This window comes from Haemophilus haemolyticus M19501 (assembly GCF_000222025.1).
Lineage (GTDB): Bacteria > Pseudomonadota > Gammaproteobacteria > Enterobacterales > Pasteurellaceae > Haemophilus > Haemophilus haemolyticus_G.
This window is the reverse complement of record NZ_AFQO01000013.1, coordinates 22,912-45,126: the sequence shown is the minus strand read 5'-3', so window position 1 is coordinate 45,126 and position 22,215 is coordinate 22,912. Positions and strand designations below refer to the sequence as shown.

Annotated in this window: 20 protein-coding genes, 1 tRNA gene and 2 pseudogenes; 8 read left to right on the top strand and 15 right to left on the bottom strand. The window is 38.4% G+C overall.

The features are described from left to right. Positions 1-134: 134 nt before the first annotated feature. Genes glpC through glpA form a run of 3 tightly spaced genes read right to left on the bottom strand, consistent with a single transcriptional unit; the run spans position 135 to position 4,405 of the window. A complete protein-coding gene (gene glpC / locus GG9_RS02210) occupies positions 135-1,415 on the bottom strand; it encodes an anaerobic glycerol-3-phosphate dehydrogenase subunit GlpC (RefSeq protein WP_005632254.1) in 1,281 nt (426 codons plus the stop codon). Positions 1,416-1,425: 10 nt separating this feature from the next. Then, positions 1,426-2,724 carry a glycerol-3-phosphate dehydrogenase subunit GlpB gene (glpB, locus tag GG9_RS02215; RefSeq protein WP_005632252.1) on the bottom strand — a complete coding sequence of 433 codons (1,299 nt, stop codon included), beginning with the start codon at positions 2,722-2,724 and terminating at the stop codon, positions 1,426-1,428. Continuing rightward, a complete protein-coding gene (gene glpA, locus GG9_RS02220; RefSeq protein ID WP_005629395.1) occupies positions 2,714-4,405 on the bottom strand; it encodes an anaerobic glycerol-3-phosphate dehydrogenase subunit A in 1,692 nt (563 codons plus the stop codon). Before glpA ends, glpB begins: the two co-directional genes overlap by 11 nt. A gap of 292 nt (positions 4,406-4,697) precedes the next feature. Here glpA and glpT point away from each other — a divergent pair, with 292 nt between their 5' ends. The 4 genes and pseudogenes from glpT to GG9_RS09525 form a co-directional block, all read left to right on the top strand. Next, positions 4,698-6,140: a glycerol-3-phosphate transporter gene (gene glpT, locus GG9_RS02225; RefSeq protein WP_005632249.1), complete on the top strand. Its 1,443-nt coding sequence runs from the start codon at positions 4,698-4,700 to the stop codon at positions 6,138-6,140. A 103-nt stretch (positions 6,141-6,243) separates the two neighbouring features. Beyond that, the gene (gene glpQ / locus GG9_RS02230) at positions 6,244-7,338 is read left to right on the top strand and encodes a glycerophosphodiester phosphodiesterase (RefSeq protein WP_005632247.1); all 1,095 of its coding nucleotides are present in this window, start codon (positions 6,244-6,246) and stop codon (positions 7,336-7,338) included. 207 nt (positions 7,339-7,545) lie between these two features. After that, positions 7,546-7,824, top strand: a pseudogene (locus GG9_RS02235) (aquaporin); the annotation flags it as partial. Beyond that, positions 7,818-7,982 (top strand): annotated as a pseudogene (locus tag GG9_RS09525) (glycerol kinase); the annotation flags it as partial. The pseudogenes GG9_RS02235 and GG9_RS09525, both read left to right, overlap by 7 nt. Before the next feature lie 76 nt (positions 7,983-8,058). Here the strand turns inward: GG9_RS09525 and gpt are convergent. Further along, a complete protein-coding gene (gene gpt / locus GG9_RS02240; RefSeq protein ID WP_005632242.1) occupies positions 8,059-8,526 on the bottom strand; it encodes a xanthine phosphoribosyltransferase in 468 nt (155 codons plus the stop codon). A 110-nt stretch (positions 8,527-8,636) separates the two neighbouring features. Here gpt and pepD point away from each other — a divergent pair, with 110 nt between their 5' ends. After that, positions 8,637-10,091 (top strand): aminoacyl-histidine dipeptidase, encoded by a 1,455-nt coding sequence (pepD, locus tag GG9_RS02245; RefSeq protein WP_005632239.1) that lies wholly within the window; start codon positions 8,637-8,639, stop codon positions 10,089-10,091. Between the two features lie 98 nt (positions 10,092-10,189). On the opposite strand, the gene GG9_RS0108860 is transcribed toward pepD, so the two are convergent. After that, positions 10,190-10,284 (bottom strand) — tRNA-Sec (locus GG9_RS0108860). Positions 10,285-10,354: 70 nt separating this feature from the next. Here GG9_RS0108860 and selA point away from each other — a divergent pair. The 3 genes from selA to GG9_RS02260 are packed head-to-tail and all read left to right on the top strand — an operon-like array spanning position 10,355 to position 14,478. Continuing rightward, entirely contained in the window at positions 10,355-11,740 is a 1,386-nt protein-coding gene (selA, locus tag GG9_RS02250; protein WP_005632236.1) for an L-seryl-tRNA(Sec) selenium transferase, read from the top strand. After that, complete coding sequence (gene selB / locus GG9_RS02255; RefSeq protein WP_005632234.1) at positions 11,737-13,596, top strand: selenocysteine-specific translation elongation factor; 1,860 nt, start codon at positions 11,737-11,739, stop codon at positions 13,594-13,596. The genes selA and selB overlap by 4 nt, the downstream gene beginning before the upstream one ends. An 18-nt stretch (positions 13,597-13,614) precedes the next feature. Continuing rightward, positions 13,615-14,478 carry a DUF3298 domain-containing protein gene (locus tag GG9_RS02260; protein WP_005632231.1) on the top strand — a complete coding sequence of 288 codons (864 nt, stop codon included), beginning with the start codon at positions 13,615-13,617 and terminating at the stop codon, positions 14,476-14,478. A gap of 44 nt (positions 14,479-14,522) precedes the next feature. Here GG9_RS02260 and GG9_RS02265 read toward each other — a convergent pair whose 3' ends face one another. The 10 genes from GG9_RS02265 to rsmG form a co-directional block, all read right to left on the bottom strand. Then, positions 14,523-14,951 (bottom strand): F0F1 ATP synthase subunit epsilon, encoded by a 429-nt coding sequence (locus GG9_RS02265; RefSeq protein WP_005629232.1) that lies wholly within the window; start codon positions 14,949-14,951, stop codon positions 14,523-14,525. 30 nt (positions 14,952-14,981) lie between these two features. After that, positions 14,982-16,355 carry a F0F1 ATP synthase subunit beta gene (gene atpD / locus GG9_RS02270; RefSeq protein ID WP_005632228.1) on the bottom strand — a complete coding sequence of 458 codons (1,374 nt, stop codon included), beginning with the start codon at positions 16,353-16,355 and terminating at the stop codon, positions 14,982-14,984. A 16-nt stretch (positions 16,356-16,371) separates the two neighbouring features. Next, on the bottom strand, positions 16,372-17,241 hold the full coding sequence (atpG, locus tag GG9_RS02275) for a F0F1 ATP synthase subunit gamma (protein WP_005632226.1): 870 nt from the start codon (positions 17,239-17,241) through the stop codon (positions 16,372-16,374). A 15-nt stretch (positions 17,242-17,256) separates the two neighbouring features. Next, complete coding sequence (gene atpA, locus GG9_RS02280; protein ID WP_005632225.1) at positions 17,257-18,798, bottom strand: F0F1 ATP synthase subunit alpha; 1,542 nt, start codon at positions 18,796-18,798, stop codon at positions 17,257-17,259. A gap of 12 nt (positions 18,799-18,810) precedes the next feature. Then, positions 18,811-19,344: a F0F1 ATP synthase subunit delta gene (gene atpH / locus GG9_RS02285; protein ID WP_005632223.1), complete on the bottom strand. Its 534-nt coding sequence runs from the start codon at positions 19,342-19,344 to the stop codon at positions 18,811-18,813. Positions 19,345-19,356: 12 nt separating this feature from the next. Then, positions 19,357-19,827 (bottom strand): F0F1 ATP synthase subunit B, encoded by a 471-nt coding sequence (gene atpF / locus GG9_RS02290; protein WP_005632221.1) that lies wholly within the window; start codon positions 19,825-19,827, stop codon positions 19,357-19,359. 38 nt (positions 19,828-19,865) lie between these two features. Further along, on the bottom strand, positions 19,866-20,120 hold the full coding sequence (atpE, locus tag GG9_RS02295) for a F0F1 ATP synthase subunit C (RefSeq protein WP_005632219.1): 255 nt from the start codon (positions 20,118-20,120) through the stop codon (positions 19,866-19,868). Positions 20,121-20,168: 48 nt separating this feature from the next. Beyond that, positions 20,169-20,966 (bottom strand): F0F1 ATP synthase subunit A, encoded by a 798-nt coding sequence (gene atpB / locus GG9_RS02300; protein ID WP_005632216.1) that lies wholly within the window; start codon positions 20,964-20,966, stop codon positions 20,169-20,171. Positions 20,967-21,002: 36 nt separating this feature from the next. Next, complete coding sequence (locus tag GG9_RS02305) at positions 21,003-21,377, bottom strand: ATP synthase subunit I (protein WP_005632214.1); 375 nt, start codon at positions 21,375-21,377, stop codon at positions 21,003-21,005. A 125-nt stretch (positions 21,378-21,502) separates the two neighbouring features. Then, complete coding sequence (gene rsmG / locus GG9_RS02310) at positions 21,503-22,114, bottom strand: 16S rRNA (guanine(527)-N(7))-methyltransferase RsmG (RefSeq protein ID WP_005632213.1); 612 nt, start codon at positions 22,112-22,114, stop codon at positions 21,503-21,505. Positions 22,115-22,215: the final 101 nt, after the last annotated feature.

The window sequence follows — 22,215 nt, the reverse complement described above, 5'->3', positions numbered from 1 at the left end:
TCAAGAATTTAGAGAGCATCTCTTCAAATTGAGTTTTAACTCTCATTAAAACCAAAAGTGCGGTAAAAAATTTACCGCACTTTTTTCTACTTATAAAAAATGCACTTTCATTACAAAGTGCATTTTTCTTATTTTTAAGCATCCATCGACATACAGAGTAAGGTTAATGGGTGAATACAGGTCACATTGGATGACATATCAATTTGCCATTTACAGGTTTGGCATTCCGATATGACGTAATCAAACCCACCTTCGTTAATATTATCGAATAGGTTTTTACCAATAGATTGTGAAACTTCATAGTTTTCTGATTTAAAACCGTAAGTCCCAGCAATACCACAGCATTGGCTAGGTAACATGATGATTTCTAAACCAGGAATTTTTTTCAACACTTCTAAAGTATAAGGTGCCCAACCTGCTTTATCTACGTGACAAGCGGTGTGATAAGCCACTCGAAGTTTGAGTGGTTTCAACGGTAATGTTTTACCTTCTTTGAAAAGTTGGTATAGGAACGGTGTCACCATATGAATATGCGGACGCACTTTAGCATTGTCGATGCCTAAAATATGATGGTATTCATCACGCAGATTAAGTGAACAACTTGATGCTTCACTGATCACGTCTAGTCCATTTTCATCTACCATTTTTCCAATGTAATCGGTATTGAACTGTGCGATATTACGGGCACGTTCAGGGAAACCGTTCACCATTAATGGTAAACCACAGCATTTTTCTTTTTCTAATAGCATCACCCCAATGTTCATCGCATTGAACACTTTGAGGAATTCTTTACCAAGCTGTGGATTATTATAGTTCACATAACAACCATGATAATACGCGACTTTACGCTCAAATTTTTGTTGGTCTTGTAACGCATTTTTCATATACCAGCTACGGAACGTGCCAAACGCATATTTAGGTAAAGTACGTTCTTTACTAATTTTAAGCGTTTTTTCCAACATAAATTTGGTCGCTTTTAGGCTTGTGATGGTGTTTACAATCGGCGCTAATGGCGTATTAATTTTCCCCATTACATCCGTGTTACTTAAAATAGCATCACGCAATTTATTCATTAACGGTTTTTTAGACTGTGCTAAGTGGTTATTACGCGCACGCACAATTAAATCACCGATTTTCACATCAGATGGGCAAGCCACTTCACAGCGTTTACAGTTAGTACAATATTTAAGCGCTTCATCGTAAAGTTCTGCTGATTTTAAGCGTAAACGCTCACCATCTGGGCCAGATTGTTTTGGTCCAGGATAAAGCGGGTTGTTGCGTGAAACTGGACAAACAGCGGTACAAGCCGTACATTTAATACAGCTTTCAAAACTTTCGTCGATATATTTATGGCTTTCAGGTGAATTAAGGGATTGTTTTGCACTATCAATGAGTCGTTGAATATTATTATCCATATTATTCCCCCTATTTCGCCAAGATTTCATCAGCAACCGCCAAGGCAGTTACAACTGCGACACCCGAACCACAACCAAGCTCAAGCGCATTAAAACCACCAATCACATTACCGACAGCATATAAGTTCGTTAAATATTGACCGCTCTTTTGTACTTGGCATTGAGCATTAATTGCCACACCAGCAGATTGATAAGGTTGTGGATGAGCAAAACGATGAGCAGTCCAAGTGAAGCGATCTTTATCGTTAAACCCTTCAACACCGATAATATCGGATTCAAAAACTGGCTCATAAATTTTATCAAATTCGGAAATAAGCCCTTTGCTGAAGAAACTTCCTGAAGCTAGTACGAAATTATCTGCGCTGATTTCTTCATCTTCGAGCAAGCGAGTATTAATACAACGCACTTGATTTCCTTCAAATGTTGCACTCAATGCACTATCACCGTTAATCATTAAACCGCCAAGGGATTCAAATTTACGGCGTAATTGAATACGTTGACGCATACCGAGTAATGATGGTGGCAATGTTGGTAATTCAAATAATGCGAGTTTAGTTGCATCACGAAGTGCGGTCATAAATTCTTGGTTTTCTAAACCAAAACAAGCTGGTAAAAATACGGCTTCTGCACCTTGTGCTGATTCAATAATTTCTTTAACGAGATCATTGAATGCAAGTTTGTGCTCTAGAAGTTGAGAGATGTTTACGCTACGGAACTCACGCGCATTTTTGCGAAGCTCGTCTAATTGCGGAATATTTAAGAAACCACTGGTAATCTCACAATGCTCAAATTGTGGATTTAACACCAAATTCGCCGCTAAAAGTTGCGGTTGAAAATCGTGATAACCTTCGATACCAAGCACCGCAATACGTTTATGCGGAAAACGTTCATTGCCTTGTACAGTTGGCACGCTATTTGGTGAAAGCCACGCACCACGTAAACTGCCTAATCCTGTTACACGCCAATGGTTCTTTTCCGTAGAACCAATTAAATCAAGATTTAATTCATTGGCTAAACGTTCAAAATCTTGTGCTTTAGCAAGCACTTTATCAGCACCCAATAAACTATAAGGGTGAGCTGGTAATTCATTACGAAGTGCGGTGATATTTTCTTTTAAATTTTCTACCGCGCGACCTTCTCCATTTTGGGTTGATGGCATACGGCTTAATAAATCTAAAGAGCCGGATGCGAAATCAATGGCTGCTTGACCGTTGTTGATAATCACGCAACGTTTGCCGCGTTGTTGAAGGGCGATGCCACAGGTTAAACCCGCTAAACCACCGCCAATAATGGCTACATCAAAATTCATTGCTATCCGTCCCTTGTTGTGCTTGTTCATCAAGCGGTTTCACATCATTTAAACCTAATACGCTACCATACATCCAAGATGTAAATTCGGCTTCGCGAATAGCTTCACCCCAAGCAATCGGCTCAATACCGCGCCAGCGTTCTTCCATAAAGGCAGAAAGTTGAGTGGTTGATTGAGTTGGTGTTGCCACTTCAAAACGGTTCATTAAACCTGCAGCACGACATGCACAAAGCTCAGCTTGGCAAGTTCCCATACCAACACGTGTACGGCGACGTAAATCCACAATGTTATTTACACCCAGTTCATCAATTGCATAACGAACTTCTCCCGCCGTCACCGCTTCACATTCACAAACCATTGAACGATCTAAACGTTCTTTTTCAAGCAAACGAGTCGCGCGTGAACCATGACGATACACAGCAGAATAACGAATAGTACTTGGTAATGAAATAACTTTTTGGTTGGTCTCTTGACGGCTTTCAGTAGAGCCTGGCAAAGGTTGTTCCGCAGTCACACAACGAGCCGTTTTATTGAGTTTTTTACAAACAAGGTCGGTCGCCCATTCAGCCATTAAACGATAAGTCATTAACTTACCGCCAGTGATTGTAATAAAGCCGTCTAAACCATCGCGTTCTGCGTGGTCAAGTAGCACAATACCACGACTCACATTACGACCAGATGGATCATCATCGCTTGCAACTAACGGGCGCACCCCAGCATAAGCACGTAATACGCGAGTATGACGCAAGCTAGGTGCAAGTTTTTCACCTTCACGGAAAAGAATATCCACTTCTTCTGGCGTAACTTGCATGTTATCGATTTGATCATAAGGAACACGACTTGACGTTGTACCAATAACACAAATTGTGTCGCCTGGAACAAGAATATCCGCATCAGCTGGTTTACGACAGCGGTTAATTACAAGTTTATTAATACGATGGCCCATTACGAGCAATGCACCTTTCGCTGGGAACATTTTGATTTTGAGATCGGCATATTCTGCAATCCCTTGTCCCCAAATACCACCGGCATTCACAACAAGCGGTGCAAAAAATTGGCGTTCTCTACGATTTTTATGATCGTACACATTCACACCAATCACTTTTCCACCCTCACGAATCAAATTTTTTACTTCGCAATAAGTGAACATTTTTGCGCCATTTTCTGTCGCATCCATCATATTAGAGGCAGTTAAGCGGAATGGGTCAATCGAACCATCTGGCACAACAACAGCGCCTACTAAATCTGGATTTACAGAAGGCTCCATAATTTTAGCTAAGTCAGGATCAATGGCTTGCGCATCAATTCCAGATTTTGCACAACTCTCAAGGAAGGTTTTTTGATAGTCGAGAGAATCTTCAGGCAAGGTGATAAATAAGCCTTCCGTTTCATCTACGCAATGACGCGCAATTTTACGCAAAATGCGGTTTTCTTTAATACATTCTTCAGCAGATTCTTGGTCGTTCACTGCATAACGTGCACCACTGTGTAATAATCCGTGGTTGCGTCCTGTAGCACCCGTTGCGATGTCTCGGCGTTCCAATAAAATACAATCAATGCCACGAAGTGCACAGTCACGCGCAATACCTGCACCCGTTGCACCACCACCGATAATAATGACATCGGTACTGAGTGGCGAAAAATCTCCAACATCTTTGTACATGCTAGGCGATAATCCCATGTGTACCCCCAATTCCCAAAATTTAACAAAAAAGTAATATAAAAATCACAGGCATTGTAGAGAAGTGCGGCCAAATTAACAACATTTTGAGCGCAAAAGAAAACAATTTTGTGATACCGATCACAATAATTTTCGCATTCGCTCAAATGGTGTAAAAATTTTGTGAAATACCTCACATTTTTTACTTTTTTTACTTCCTTATTTTTTATTTTCTTTTATCATGCGCCCATCCCTTAGTGTCTAATAAAGGGTGAATAAAACTTACACATAATTAAAAGTTGGAGAAAAAATTATGTTTGGACCATTCAAACCCGCTCCGCATATTGCGGAACTTCCAGCGGAAAAAATTGATTCCACGTATAAACGCTTACGTTGGCAAGTATTCGCAGGGATCTTCTTTGGTTATGCCGCATACTATTTCGTGCGTGCAAACTTTGACTTAGCACAACCTGGTTTAATTCAAGCTGGTCTTTATACAAAAGCTGAGCTTGGTGTAATCGGTTCTGCAGCTGGCCTTGCTTACGGTTTATCAAAATTCGTCATGGCAGGTATGTCTGACCGTTCTAACCCTCGTGTATTCCTACCATTTGGTTTATTGCTCTCTGGTTTATGTATGACCTTAATGGGTCTATTCCCATGGGCGACCTCAGGCATCGCTATTATGTGGGTGATGATCTTCTTAAATGGTTGGTTCCAAGGTATGGGTTGGCCTCCATGTGGTCGTACTATGGTGCATTGGTGGTCTAAATCTGAACGCGGTACTATCGTGTCAATTTGGAATACTGCGCACAATATCGGTGGTATGATGCCTGGTGCAATGGTGTTATTAGCTAGTGCAATTTTCTTCAGCACTCACGGTATTGAAGCGCAAGCAAAAGACATCTGGCAACAATCTTTATACTACCCTGGTATTGCAGCAATGATCTGTGCAATTCCTGTGTACTTCGTCATGCGTGATACTCCACAATCTTGTGGTTTACCATCAATCGAAAAATGGCGTAATGACTACCCAGATGACTATAACGAAAAAACTTACGAAAACGATTTAACTGCAAAAGAAATCTTCGTAACTTATGTATTAAAAAACAAATTGTTATGGTATATCGCGATTGCTAATGTGTTCGTCTATTTAATCCGCTACGGTGTATTAAAATGGTCTCCAGTTTACTTGAGTGAAGTGAAACACTTCAACATCAAAGGTACTGCATGGGCATACACAATCTATGAATTAGCAGCGGTTCCAGGTACATTATTATGTGGTTGGGTATCAGATAAAGTGTTTAAAGGTAAACGTGGTTTAACTGGTTTCATCTTTATGATCTTAACCACTGCAGCGGTTGTTGCGTACTGGATGAACCCAGCTACACCAGAAGCAGAGCTTGCAAACTACTCAGCTTGGTATGAAAACCCATATCAATTAACTGATTTCGTATTAATGACCTTAATCGGTTTCTTAATCTACGGTCCTGTAATGTTAATCGGTTTACATGCTCTTGAGCTTGCACCGAAAAAAGCAGCAGGTACTGCAGCAGGTTTCACTGGTTTATTCGGTTACTTAGGTGGTACTGTATCAGCTTCAGCAGTTATTGGTTGGGCAGCTCAACATTACGGATGGGACGGTGGTTTCTACGTAATGATCGGCGGTGGCGTATTAGCGGTGTTATTACTCTTAATCGTAATGGTTGAAGAAGGAAAACACAAAGCGAAATTAGGCGATACTTACGGTACTAAATAATTAGCTTAAAAAAGGCGGTGGGCAAATTGCTTAGTCGCCTTTTTTGTAACTAAAATCTAAAAACTCTATAAAAATTTACCGCACTCTTAAGGAGAAAATACTTATGAAACTTAAAACTTTAGCCCTTTCTTTATTAGCAGCTGGCGTACTAGCAGGTTGTAGCAGCCATTCATCAAATATGGCGAATACCCAAATGAAATCAGACAAAATCATTATTGCTCACCGTGGTGCTAGCGGTTATTTACCAGAGCATACGTTAGAATCTAAAGCACTTGCGTTTGCACAACAGGCTGATTATTTAGAGCAAGATTTAGCAATGACTAAGGATGGTCGTTTAGTGGTTATTCACGATCACTTTTTAGATGGCTTGACTGATGTTGCGAAAAAATTCCCACATCGTCATCGTAAAGATGGTCGTTACTATGTCATCGACTTTACCTTAAAAGAAATTCAAAGTTTAGAAATGACAGAAAACTTTGAAACCAAAGATGGCAAACAAGCGCAAGTTTATCCTAATCGTTTCCCTCTTTGGAAATCACATTTTAGAATTCATACCTTTGAAGATGAAATTGAATTTATCCAAGGCTTAGAAAAATCCACTGGCAAAAAAGTAGGGATTTATCCAGAAATCAAAGCACCTTGGTTCCACCATCAAAATGGTAAAGATATTGCTGCTGAAACGCTCAAAGTGTTAAAAAAATATGGCTATGATAAGAAAACCGATATGGTTTACTTACAAACTTTCGATTTTAATGAATTAAAACGTATCAAAACGGAATTACTTCCACAAATGGGAATGGATTTGAAATTAGTTCAATTAATTGCTTATACAGATTGGAAAGAAACACAAGAAAAAGACCCAAAGGGTTATTGGGTAAACTATAATTACGATTGGATGTTTAAACCTGGTGCAATGGCAGAAGTGGTTAAATATGCCGATGGTGTTGGCCCAGGTTGGTATATGTTAGTTAATAAAGAAGAATCCAAACCTGATAATATTGTGTACACTCCGTTGGTAAAAGAACTTGCACAATATAATGTGGAAGTGCATCCTTACACCGTGCGTAAAGATGCACTGCCCGAGTTTTTCACAGACGTAAATCAAATGTATGATGCCTTATTGAATAAATCAGGGGCAACAGGTGTATTTACTGATTTCCCAGATACTGGCGTGGAATTCTTAAAAGGGAAAAAATAATATCCCTCACAACCGTGGGTAAACATACCCACGGTTAAATAGGTTTCTATATTGTAGAAGCTAAAAATCTACTCTAACGAGTAACATCATAGTCAATCTAGGTGTTCTAACCTAGAATTCAAATAAGGAGGCTATTTCAAAACACTCCGTATTCTTTTCTAATAAATTCTTCTTTCCTTTTATTTAGGGAAAACACCCTTCATTTAAGTAATTCCTTACATCATTTAACAAATGCTTGGCGCATTCTTTGCTGCAGCATTAGTTTATGCCTTATACCGCAATGTTTTTATCGATTATGAAACAGCCCACAATATTGTTCGTGGTACACAAGAAAGTTTAAGCCTTGCGGGTACATTCTCCACTTACCCTCATCCAAGTTTAAGCATTGGTGGTGCCTTTGCTGTGGAATTTGTGATTACTGCAATTCTTATGGCATTAACTGACGATGGAAACGGAGTACCTCGTGGTCCACTTGCCCCATTATTACAGGCTTCTGGAAAGATTTAGACGAGCTTCGCGATAAAGCCCGCGTAGAACGCACTTTCAGTCCAGACAGCGACAATGACAAACGCGAACGTCGCTACAAAGGCTGGAAAAAAGCAGTTAAACGCTCATTAGAATGGGCAAAAGAAGATGAAGAATAATTTATAATTCTCATACAAAGAGCGGTCAAAACTTCTTTTATTTTGACCGCTCTTTTATTCTGTATCTGTATAAAAATTATTTTCTAGAGAGAGGTGGAACAAAGGTTAAACCTAAATCCCAAGGTTGCTCAATCCAAGTATTTTGTGGAATATCAATCACATAATCATCCACTAATTCCGCACCTGCAGGTTTTGCAAATACAGTCACAAATTTTGCATTAGGATACATTTGACGAATCGCACGCGCAGTATTACCCGTATCAACTAAATCATCTACCACGATAAATCCTTCGCCGCCATTTGGCACTTGGGCTGCATGAAGAACTTGTAATTCACCTTGATTGTTATGATCGTGATAACTTGCGATACAAACGGTTTCAATATGACGAAGACCCAATTCTCTAGCCAATACAGCCGCTGGAAACAAACCACCGCGACTCACCGCAATAATACCTTTCCATTGGGAAGCTGGAAGTAAACGTTCTGATAATTTTCGGGCATGCATTTGAAACATATCCCAAGTCACCACATATTTTTCGCTCATAATTGCACCTTAGTTTAAATTTATCGAGAAATAAAAAATTGCGTAAGGATAACCCGAAATGGCATTTTATGCTATTATTTCGTAAATATTTTCAGTAAAAAGGAGCAATTATGTCTGAAATTACAACACTTAAACCAGCATTACTGTGGAAATGGTTCGATCAAATCTGTGCAATCCCTCACCCTTCTCATTATGAAGATACGTTAGCTAACTTTATTGTAAATTGGGCGAAAGAAAAGCATTTTTTTGTTGAACGCGATGAAGTGGGGAATGTCCTCATTCGTAAACCCGCTACGAAAGGAATGGAAAATCACACACCTGTTGTTCTACAAGCGCACTTAGATATGGTGCCACAGGCTAATGAAGGCAACCCACATGATTTTACCAAAGATCCTATTCAACCTTATATTGACGGGGAATGGGTGAAAGCACAAGGCACAACACTAGGATCTGACAATGGTATCGGTTTAGCCTCTACGTTAGCGGTGCTAGAAAGCAATGATTTAGCTCATCCACCTCTTGAAGTGCTTTTAACAATGACAGAAGAAACGGGCATGGATGGCGCAAAAGGCTTACGTCATAACTGGTTACAATCTGAAATTTTAATCAATACAGATACCGAAGAAATTGGCGAAATTTACATTGGTTGTGCGGGCGGCATTAATGCAAACTTTGAAATCCCCGTTCAATATGAAACCAATACGTTTGAGCACAGCGCACAAATCACCCTTAAAGGTTTACGTGGCGGTCACTCTGGCGGCGATATTCATACAGGGCGTGCAAATGCAATCAAAGTGTTAGCGCGAGTATTAGCAAAACTCTCTCAAAATGAACCGCACTTTGCTCTCTCTGAAATTCGTGGTGGCTCAATTCGTAATGCAATTCCTCGAGAAGCGGTGGCTGTGTTAGCCTTTAATGGCGATGTAAAAGCCACAGAAAGTGCGGTAGAAAATCTAGCGATTGTTCTTAAAGAAGAATTAGCAATTGCAGAACCTAATTTCACACTTTTTGTAGAATCAGCAGAAAAATCTGCAACAGTATTCACTGCACAAAGTACTCAAACGGTTATTAACGCACTCAACGTATTGCCAAACGGCGTAATCCGCAATAGTGATGTAGTTAAAAATGTCGTAGAAAGTTCATTAAGCGTTGGCGTATTGAAAACAGAAGGTAATGTTGTAAAAAGCACCATTTTAGTTCGTTCATTAATTGAAAGCGGTAAATATTACGTAACTGAAATGCTTAGCTCACTTGCAATCTTAGCAAATGCAAAAGTTAAATTTTCTGCACCTTATCCGGGCTGGCAACCGGTAAATGACTCTACTATCTTAGACATTACTCGCAAACATTATGCTGAAGTGCTAGGCGAGCAACCTGTAGTGAAAGTCATTCACGCAGGATTAGAATGTGGTCTTTTAAAAGAACATTATCCACACATAGAAATGATTTCTATCGGGCCAACAATTCGAAATGCTCATTCACCAGATGAGAAAGTGGAAATTTCAACGGTGCAAACCTATTGGGATTTATTGACAAGAGTACTCGCAGACATTCCAGCAAAATAATTAGGCATTAGTCCTAAAGAGCGGTCAAAATTAAAAACAGTTTTGACCGCTTTTATTTTTATAGACAATAGAAATGATAAAAATGAAATATATAGAGTTGGCGGAGGGGAATGGGAGTCGAACCCACCCAAGAACGCTGGCGTCCTCAACAGGATTTGAAATCCTGCCACCTCACCGGAGATGACGCCCCTCCGTGGTTGAAATTACATTTACTTTAGCGTAAATTAATCGGCAATTCAACGTTATTTTAAACGGATTCAAAAATGACCGCACTTTTTCAACAACTTCCTTCCGTTGATAAAATTCTCAAAACACCTCAAGGCTTACAACTCATTACCAAATTTGGTCACACTGCCGTCGTGGTAACGTGTCGAGAATTATTAACGCAAGCTCGTCAATTTATTCAAAAAAATAATCAACTTCCTGAATATTTTTCTAATTTTGACCGCACTTTTGTAGAAATTCATTCTCGACTACAAAAACAAAACCAAGTACAAATCAAAGCGGTGCATAATCTGACTGGCACGGTGTTGCACACAAATCTTGGGCGGGCACTTTGGTCTGAAGCAGCACAACAGGCAGCGCTTTCTGCGATGCAAAAAAATGTTTCACTTGAATATGATTTAGATGAAGGTAAGCGTAGTCATCGCGATAATTACATCAGTGAATTATTATGCAAACTCACAGGTGCTGAAGCAGCCTGTATTGTGAATAACAACGCTGCTGCGGTATTGTTAATGTTAGCGACCTTTGCTCAAGGTAAAGAAGTAATTATTTCTCGTGGCGAATTAATTGAAATTGGTGGTGCATTTCGTATTCCAGATATTATGGAACAAGCTGGATGCCATTTAGTGGAAGTGGGCACAACTAATCGTACTCACCTGAAAGATTATCGTAATGCTATCACTGAAAATACGGCTTTTTTAATGAAAGTGCATAGCAGCAATTATCAAATTTGTGGTTTTACCTCTTCTGTTTCAGAAGAAGAGCTTGCGGAACTAGGCAGAGAAATGAATGTACCTGTAGTCACTGATTTAGGTAGCGGCGCATTGATAGATTTAAGCCAATATAGCTTGCCAAAAGAACCGACCGTGCAAGAAAAAGTAGCACAAGGTGTAGATTTGGTCTCTTTCTCTGGCGATAAATTACTTGGTGGCGTACAAGCAGGCATTATAGTAGGTAAAAAAGAATGGATCGAACAATTACAAGCACATCCTCTCAAGCGTGTATTACGTTGCGATAAAGTCATTTTATCAGGCTTAGAAGCCACATTACGTTTATATTTAAATCCTGAAAAATTAACTGAAAAATTACCCACTTTGCGCTTACTCACTCAGCCATTAGAACAACTCAAAATAAATGCTACGCGTCTCAAAGAGCGGTTAGAATCTCGCTTAAATTCACAATTTGAGATTCAAATTGAAGATAGCCAAGCACTAATCGGTAGTGGCTCACAACCAATGGAAAGAATCCCTTCCATTGCTGTTACTATTGCAGAAAAAACAAACGCAAAACTTTCCGCACTTTCAGCTCGTTTTAAACAACTTTCTCAACCTATTATTGGCCGAATGGAAAACGGAAAAATTTGGCTAGATTTACGTAGCCTTGCGGATATTGAAACACTATTAAATACATTGGATGAACTATGATTATTGTTACTTCAGGTCACGTTGATCACGGCAAAACAGCATTATTAAAAGCATTAACTGGCACAAGTACCGCGCATTTACCAGAAGAAAAAAAACGCGGAATGACCATTGATTTGGGGTATGCCTATCTGCCTTTAGAAAACAAAGTACTTGGCTTTATTGATGTGCCAGGACACGAAAAATTCTTATCAAATATGCTGGCAGGCTTAGGTGGTGTGCATTATGCAATGTTAATTGTCGCCGCCGATGAAGGCGTTGCAGCGCAAACAAAAGAACATTTAGCAATCTTACGCCAGCTTCAATTCCACGAAATTATTGTTGTCATCACAAAAGCAGATCGTACAAATTCAAAGCAAATTGAATCGTTAATCCAAGCAATTAAACAAAATTATAGTTTTTTACGCGATGCTAACTACTTCGTTACTTCAGCAGAAACGGGACAAGGCATCAGTGAATTACGTCATTACTTAGCTAATTTGGCAGAATTAGCTGATACTCAAAAACCTTTCCGCTATGCAATAGACCGAGTATTCAGCGTAAAAGGGGCGGGTACTGTAGTAACAGGCACAGCCTTTTCAGGAACAGTGAAAGTCAACGATGAAATTTACCTTTCCACAGGACAGAAAGTTCGCATAAAAGCGATTCACGCACAAAATACATCAAGCGAACAAGGTATTGCGGGGCAACGTTTAGCGTTAAATTTAAATGCTGATTTAGACCGCACACCAATGAAACGAGGCGATTGGTTATTGCAGAATGACCCACTTCCACCAACAGATCGCATAAGTGTACAAATTTTGGCTGAAGTACCATTAAATGAAAGCCAACCTGTGCATATTTATCACGGAGCGAGTCGCACTACGGGTAAACTCACCTTATTACAGGGAAAAAATGCCGCCAAAAATGACCGCACTTTAGCTGAAATCATATTAGATTCGCCATTATTCTTGGCTTTCGGAGACAAACTTATTTTACGCAGTGGCGATACAAAAACCTTAATTGCCGGCGCAAGAGTATTGGAAATTAACTCGCCAAAACGTCATAAACGAACTGAAGTGCGGTTAAATTTCTTAGCGAATTTAGCATTGGCAGAGAATGCTTCGCAACGTATTGCGCTTACCCTTCAACATAATTCGACAACAGCGCGCCAATTAATGTGGACGGAACAACTGACTTCCTTGCAATTAGATAAAGCACTCGCCGAACGTGGCGCGGTGCGTCATCAAGATTGGTGTTTTAATACTAATTACGTACAAGAAAAAACGCAGCAAATTTTAACTGCGCTTAATACCTATCACGAGCAACATAATGATCAACTTGGTGTAAGCAAAGCCAGATTATATCGAATGGCGACATTGAATCAGCCAGAAAATCTGATTCATCATTTTATCGATGAAATGCTTGATGATGGACGATTACAACAAACGCGTGGCTGGATTCATCTACCAGAGCACAAAATTCAGTTTAATACTGAAGAAAAATCACGTTGGACAGATGTATTAAACGAGTTTGAAAAAGCAAATGGCCAAGCGATTTGGGTGCGAGATATGGCAAATGCGCTCGCTATTGATGAATCAATTATGCGTAATTTTATGTATAAAGCAGGGAAACTGGGTTACCTCACGCCAATCGTAAAAGATAGATTTTTCTTAACTGAAACCATCTATGCTTATGCAAGTCTCATCAAACAAATCGCAGAAGAAAAAGGAAAAGTTTCAGTAAATGAAGTGCGTGATAAATTGAATTTCGGGCGCAAACTTACCGTTCAACTGATGGAATATTTCGACCGAATGGGATTTTTGCGTCGCAAAGGCAATGACCATATTCTACGCGATAAGAATGTTTTTGATTTATGATTTAAAAAGGAAAAGAGTATGAAAAAAACGCTCGTTGCTACATTAATTAGTTCTGTCATATTACTCACAGGCTGCCAAGATAAAGATACTGAAGCAAAAATAAAACAACTAAATCAAACAGTAGCACAACTCACTACTGAAAATACCAAATTAAAAGAGCAAATAGAAAAAACAGTCCCAGCAATTTTTGTGGAAAATGATGAAATATTTAATCAATCTGAAATTATTAAACATCCTAAATCGAAAGAAGATTACCAGCCTGAAGAAACCAAAATTGAGTATTCAATTTCAACAATAAAAACCAATATTGATTGGCTTAATGATTTGTTATGGAAAAAATTGACTGAAAACGAAGAAACGAAAAATATTTCTCGCGAACAATTTGTAGCACGTTATCAAACAGCTTTTGAGGAAGACAAAAAAGAAGTAAAAGAAACACCATCTCTTGGTATTTCTCATTCCATGTGGACAGATTTTATTGCACAAAAAGAAAAACTTGCAACCTTTGCTATTAGTTTTTATGACTATGAAGGTGGTGCTCATGGGATAGAAGGTAATCGCTATTTCACAATTGATCTAACTACACGCCATATTTTGACATTAAATGATTTATTTAATGAAAAAGATTTACCGAAAGTAAAAACACTTTTATGGGAGCAATATAATAATAGCAATAAGGAATATGAACCTGTTATTGGAGCTGATAATTTTAATTTATCGAACAATATTTACTTAGATTCAAGGGGTGTACATTTTATTTATGATGTCTATGAAATTGCCCCTTACGCAGCAGGAGAGCAGGATTTATTGCTCTATTTTGGGCAACTAGAAGAATTATTTAGACCTGAATTTAAGCAAAATAACTATGTAAAATTTCTTTAAGAAAACAAACAAAAAGTGCGGTGAAAATTCACCGCACTTTTTTATTACCGTCTTGTTTTCAAGAGTTTTTCTGTCAATTCATAAGCTCGAAGTTTTGCTAACTCTTTAGAAAGTTTCGCAACCAGTAAATCATGATCTACATCTGATGCATGAGATACAATGTTCTCTTCAGCTTTACGTTTTGCTTCGCGAATACGATCAGCATCTAATTCACTACCACGGATAGCAACATCTGCTAGTACCGTAACAATATTTGGTTGAACCTCTAAAAAACCACCGGAAACATAGATAACTTCTTCATTTCCATCTTGAAGGGTAAATTTAACAATCCCTGGCTTAATTGCCGTTAGCAATGGGGTGTGTCCAGGGAGAATGCCTAATTCCCCCTCAACACCTGTTGCTTGAATTTGTTTTACTTCACCTTCAAAGATTTTTCGCTCTGCGCTTACTATCGTTAAATTAAATGTCGCCATTTTTGTTCTCCTTCAAATGACTTGAAGTGATTACATATTTTTGGCTTTTTCTAGCGCTTCATCGATTGAACCTACCATATAGAACGCTTGTTCTGGGATATGGTCGTAATCACCGCTTAAAATACCTTTAAAGCCGCGAATGGTTTCTTTTAATGGAACATATTTACCCGGAGTACCGTTAAATACTTCAGCAACGAAGAACGGTTGTGATAAGAAACGTTCAATTTTACGTGCACGCGCTACTACTAATTTATCTTCTTCAGATAATTCGTCCATACCAAGAATTGCGATGATATCTTTCAATTCTTTATAACGTTGTAAAATACCTTGTACACCACGAGCAACATCATAATGTTCTTGACCAACAACAAGTGGATCTAATTGGCGTGAAGTTGAATCTAATGGATCAACCGCAGGGTAGATACCTAAAGATGCAATTTGACGACTTAATACAACGGTTGAGTCTAAGTGCGCAAAGGTTGTTGCTGGAGATGGGTCAGTTAAGTCATCCGCAGGTACATATACTGCTTGAACAGAGGTAATAGAACCTGTTTTGGTTGAAGTAATACGTTCTTGTAATACACCCATTTCTTCAGCTAAGGTTGGTTGATAACCTACCGCAGATGGCATACGACCTAATAACGCAGATACTTCAGTACCAGCAAGGGTATAACGATAGATATTATCCACGAAGAATAATACATCACGACCTTCATCACGGAATTTTTCAGCCATGGTTAAACCAGTTAACGCAACACGTAAACGGTTACCTGGTGGCTCATTCATCTGACCATAAACCAAAGATACTTTATCTAATACATTAGAATCTTTCATTTCATGATAGAAGTCGTTACCTTCACGAGTACGTTCACCTACACCCGCAAATACGGAGTAACCTGAGTGTTCGATCGCGATGTTACGGATTAATTCCATCATATTTACGGTTTTACCTACACCCGCACCACCGAATAAACCAACTTTACCACCTTTTGCAAATGGACAAATTAAGTCGATAACTTTGATACCGGTTTCTAATAATTCCGTACTGTTTGATTGTTCTTCATAGCTTGGTGCAGAACGGTGGATAGCCCAACGCTCTTCTTCACCGATTGGACCTTGTTCGTCAATTGGTTCACCCAATACATTCATAATACGACCAAGAGTTTTTGTGCCTACTGGTACTTGAATCGGATCATTCGTGTTTTCTACTTTTAAACCACGTTTTAAACCGTCAGAAGCACCTAATGCGATACAACGTACCACACCGCCACCTAATTGTTGTTGCACCTCAAGTGTTAAACCTGATTCAACTTTTAATGCATCGTAAACTTTTGGCACTGCATCTTGTGGAAATTCAACGTCAATCACCGCACCGATGATTTGTACAATTTTTCCTGCTGACATTACCGTTCCTCTTTTCTTAAATCGCTGCCGCACCGGCTACGATTTCATTCAATTCATTTGTGATACTTGCTTGACGAGCTTTGTTATACACCAACCGCAGATCATTAATTAAATTACCTGCATTATCAGTTGCTGCTTTCATTGCTACCATTCGAGCCGCTTGTTCTGAAGCTAAATTATCTACAACCGCTTGATAAATTTGGGATTCTAAATAACGAACTAAAAGGCTATCTAATAGTACTTTTGGTTCTGGCTCATAAAGATAATCCCAAGTCTGTTGTCTTTCATTTAAATGATCGTCTTTAGATTCTGGTAAAGGAACTAATTGTTGTACAACAGGTTTTTGCGACATCGTATTAACAAATTTATTGTATGCAATATAAACTGCATCAATTTCACCATTACGATAAGCATCAAACATTGTATTTGCGACACCAATTAATTCTTCTAGAGCAGGCGTATCGCCTAAACCAGAAAGTTGACCTTTGATATTAAATCCAAAGGAACGGAAAAAACTAATCCCTTTTGAACCTATTAAGCCCAAATCTGTAGAGATATTTTGTTCTTTCCAATTTTTGATTTGGTTAAGTGTGGTTTTGAATAAATTAACATTTAAACCACCACACATACCACGATCTGTTGAAATAACCAAGATACCGATTTTCTTTACTTCACGCTCAACTAAGAACGGATGTTTATAACCGACACTTGCTTTAGACACATGACTAATAACGTTACGGATAGTTTCAGAATACGGACGAGATGCAGCCATACGATCCTGCGTTTTACGCATTTTCGAGGTCGCCACCATTTCCATTGCCTTAGTAATTTTTTGTGTACTTTGTACACTGGCAATTTTGGTTTTTATCTCTTTTGCACCTGCCATCTTATCTCTCCGTTACTACCAAGCACTATTCGCTTTAAAACTATCTAAAATACCTTTTAATGTATCTTTGATTTCGTCATTATAGTTACCGGTTTTAGTAAGCTCTTGCATAAACTCAGCGTAATTACGGTTAGAATAATCTAAAAGTGCGGCCTCAAAACTTGCAATTTTTGATAATTCCACATCATCCAAATAACCAAATTCAACAGCAAACAATACAACCGCTTGTTCTGCAACAGATAATGGAGCAAATTGTTTTTGTTTTAATAATTCAGTTACTTTTTCACCGTGAGAAAGTTGCTTACGAGTCGCATCATCAAGATCTGATGCAAACTGTGCAAACGCTGCTAATTCACGATATTGAGCTAGCGCGGTACGAATACCACCCGCTAATTTCTTAATAACTTTAGTTTGCGCTGAACCACCAACACGAGATACCGAAATACCTGGGTTTACCGCAGGACGAATACCTGAGTTAAATAAGTTAGATTCTAAGAAGATCTGACCATCGGTAATAGAAATTACGTTGGTTGGAACAAACGCAGATACGTCACCAGCTTGGGTTTCAATAATAGGAAGTGCGGTTAAAGAACCTGTTTTTCCTTTCACTTCACCTTTAGTGAATTTTTCTACGTAATCTTCGTTTACACGAGAAGCACGTTCTAGTAAACGAGAATGTAAATAGAATACATCACCGGGATAAGCTTCACGACCTGGTGGACGGCGTAATAATAATGAAATTTGACGATAAGCTACGGCTTGTTTTGATAAATCATCATAAACAATTAATGCATCTTCGCCGCGATCACGGAAATATTCACCCATCGCACAACCAGCATAAGGTGCTAAATATTGTAACGCTGCTGATTCAGATGCTGATGCAGCTACCACGATAGTATTTGAAAGCGCACCATGTTCTTCTAATTTACGTACGACGTTTGCGATAGTAGAGGCTTTTTGACCAATCGCAACATAGATACATTTAATACCAGAATTACGTTGGTTAATAATAGCGTCAATTGCTAACGCAGTTTTACCCGTTTGACGGTCACCGATGATTAATTCACGTTGACCACGGCCGATTGGCACCATTGAGTCAACCGCTTTATAACCAGTTTGAACAGGTTGATCAACAGAACGACGATCGATAACACCTGGCGCAATCACTTCTACAGGTGAGAAACCATCATTTTCAATTTCGCCTTTACCATCGATTGGTTGACCAAGCGTATTAACTACACGACCTAATAAACCACGACCAACTGGTACTTCAAGAATACGACCTGTACATTGAACTTCCATACCTTCCGCTAAATCTGCGTAAGGTCCCATAACTACAGCACCAACAGAATCGCGTTCAAGGTTAAGTGCCATCGCATAACGATTACCTGGTAAGGCGATCATTTCACCTTGCATCACATCGCTTAAACCGTGGATACGAATAATACCATCGCTTACAGAAACAATTGTCCCTGTATTACGCGCTTTACTGACCACGTCGAATTGAGCGATGCGTTTTTTAATCAATTCACTAATTTCAGTTGAATTTAGTTGCATCTTGTATTCCTCTTATAATTGCAACTCGTTTGCGAGACGAGTAAGTTGCCCACGGCTACTTCCGTCAATCACAAAGTCTTCAGTACGAATAATCACACCAGCAATAAGTGCGCTATCCACGTTGCAATTTAATTTCACTTTGCGAGCTAATCTTTTTTCCATTGCGGCTGCAATTTTTTCGATTTGTGTTGCATTCAATGGTTGCGCAGACGTTACTTCAACTTCTGCAATAGCTTGGTGTTCCTCTACGTGATGTTTAAATTCTTCAAACACTGCAGGAATAGCACTCAAACGCTTATTTTCAGCCATTAACCGAATAAGATTTTGCCCATATTGATCCAATTGTTCGCCACAAATAGAAATTACTGTATCAGCTAATTTCTGTGCAGAAAGAGAACTACTTAAGTAAGCTTTTACCGTTTCATCTTCAGCTACGGCTGCAGCAAAACCTAACATATCAGTCCATTTTTCGACCGCACTTTGTTCAATGGCAAAGTCGAATGCAGCTTTTGCATAAGGGCGAGCTATTGTAGTTAATTCTGACATAAGCTAAGCCTCTTATAACTCTGCAACTAATTTATCAATAATGTCATTGTTTGCCGCTTCATCAATAGAGCGACCCACAATTTTCTCAGCACCAGCCACTGCCAATGAAGCCACTTTAAGACGCAATTCTTCTTGAACACGTTTACGTTCTGCTTCTACTTCTGCATAACCTTGAGCAATAATTTTTGCTTTTAGTTCTTCGGCTTCTGACTTCACTTCGTCTAATACTTCATTGCGACGTTTATTCGCAGCATCTAAAATATCTTGAGCTTGTACTTTTGCAGCTGAAAGTTCTTGTTCAACAAGATTTTTCGTATCTGCTTGCTCTTTTTTAGCTGCTTCAGCTGACGCTAAAGCGTTCGCAATTTGGCTTTGACGAGTTTCAATCGCATTAATAATTGGTGGCCAAACAAATTTCACACAAAACCATACAAAAATAATAAAGGCGATGGTTTGACCAATTAATGTTGCATTAATATTCACAACATACCTCCTTCGTTAATTAGGAAATTTGTTGTTTATTAACCTAATAATGCAGCAAATGGATTTGCAAATGCGAAATATAAACCGATACCTACCGCGATCATCGCAATCGCATCAAGAAGACCTGCAACAATAAACATCTTAGTAAGTAGTGAATTAGCTAATTCAGGCTGACGAGCGGCAGACTCAAGGTATTTACCGCCAAGAAGACCAAAGCCAATCGCAGTACCTAAAGCAGCAAAAGCAAGCATAATCGCAGAGGCAATGATTGTTGCACTAATTACAGTTTCCATAAATTTTCTCCGTTGTTGAGAGTTGAGTTGTTAAATAAAAAATAAAAATTAATGTTCCGCTTTATTATATGCAATACTCAGGTAAACCACAGTAAGCATCATAAAGACGAAGGCTTGTAATGCGATAACCAAAATATGGAAAATCGCCCACACCAACTGCAATGGCACACCCAGTGCAGCCACAAACGCATTGGCTGAATACATCACGGCAATCAAAATAAAGATCAGCTCACCAGCATACATATTTCCGAATAAACGAAGTGCTAATGAAACAGGCTTTGAGATCAACGTCACGGATTCAAGAAGAAGATTAACAGGGATAAATGCCCAATGATTGAACGGGTGTAAAGTGTATTCTTTTGCAAGACCTTTAATACCCTTAGATTTAATCGTATAAAAAAGGATCAATACAAATACTGAAATCGACATTGCAAATGTCATATTCATATCCGTAGTCGGCACAGCTCGTACAGGAATATGATGATCACCTGTAATAATAGCAAACAACTGGGGAATATAATCCACAGGTACCAAATCAATAGTATTCATAATCATCACCCATACGAAAATGGTTAAAGCCAATGGCGCTATCACATCTCGTTTACCGTGATAATTTTCTTTTACCACACCATCAATCCATTCTACAGCCATTTCAACAGCACATTGTAGTTTACTCGGCACACCTGCTGTTGCTTTTTTAGCCACTTTACGAAAAATAGCTAAGAAAAGGAAACCGCACAACACAGAGAAGAAAAACGTATCAAGATTAAACGTCCAAAAACCTTCACCTGCTGTAAGATAAGTTAAATGGTGTTGGATATATTCAATTGAAGTTTGTCCAGACATAATCGATCCTTTGTTCTGAAGAAGAATAACCCAAAGTTAAATTTTATTGAGAATAAGTGGAATAATATTATTCAGCACTAATGCCAATAAAAAACCAACAAAAAACGCAATAAAATTGACAACGAATAACCATTTAATGGCAATAATGATAAAAACCATCGTTAAAATAAACTTTATTGCTTCAGCACGATAAAGTGCGATCAGTTTTGTTGAAAAATTTTGTTTTCTGTAAAAAATGATAAATATAAATGTACAAAAAGGCAAAAAGGCACTTAAAAAACCGTAGCTAAAATCTACCGCACTTTGGCGTTGCCATCCATAAATAAGCAAATAAAAAACTACAAGCAAAAGACTCTCAATAACAATAGCTTTTCTGTAGTTTTTTTTAGCGTGAGATAAAATGCGCGACATCACTTTTACAAAATAATTTTAGCCTGCCGATTATACCTTTGCTGGCTTTAGATTCAACTTAAAAACACATAAAAAGTGTTATATAAATCACACTTTTAGAAATTTTTTTACAAGATTGTAACTATTTAACGTAAAACGATTAAATGTCGTTCACCTATAAGTTCTGGAACATGTAATTCAATCGCTTCTTGAATAGTATATTTTTCATTCAATTCATTAATTTCATCTTCCTGATAAATACCCTTTAATGCATAAAAATATCCATTTTCTTTTGGTAAATGATGACACCAATCTGTCATATCTTTTAACGAAGCAAAAGCACGACTTAATACACCATCAAATTTATCTTCAGGTTGGTATTCTTCTACTCGACTTAAAACAGGGATTACATTAGTTAGTCCAAGCTCACGTATAGCATTTCGAATAAAACTAATGCGCTTGCCTAAACTATCAAGGAGGACAAATTGTTTAGAAGGATTAATAATTGCCAAAGGTAAACCAGGCAAACCAGGCCCTGTACCGACATCAATAAAACGATCACCCTGTAAATAAGGACTTACAACAAGACTATCTAAAATATGTTTGACTAACATTTCTTGAGGATCACGTACAGAGGTTAAGTTATAAGCTTTATTCCACTTATGAAGTAATTGTACCAACTGAATCAGTTGATTTTTTTGTAGATCTGTTAATTGAATTTCTGCTTGAGCCAGTAAATTTTCGAGTTTTGCTTTCATTTTTCTATCTATCTTGTCTGTTTGTCGTCATTCTACGAAAGTGCGGTTAAAATCCTTAGTGTTTTTATTTCAGCAAAAATTTAGCCTACTAATTACATCTT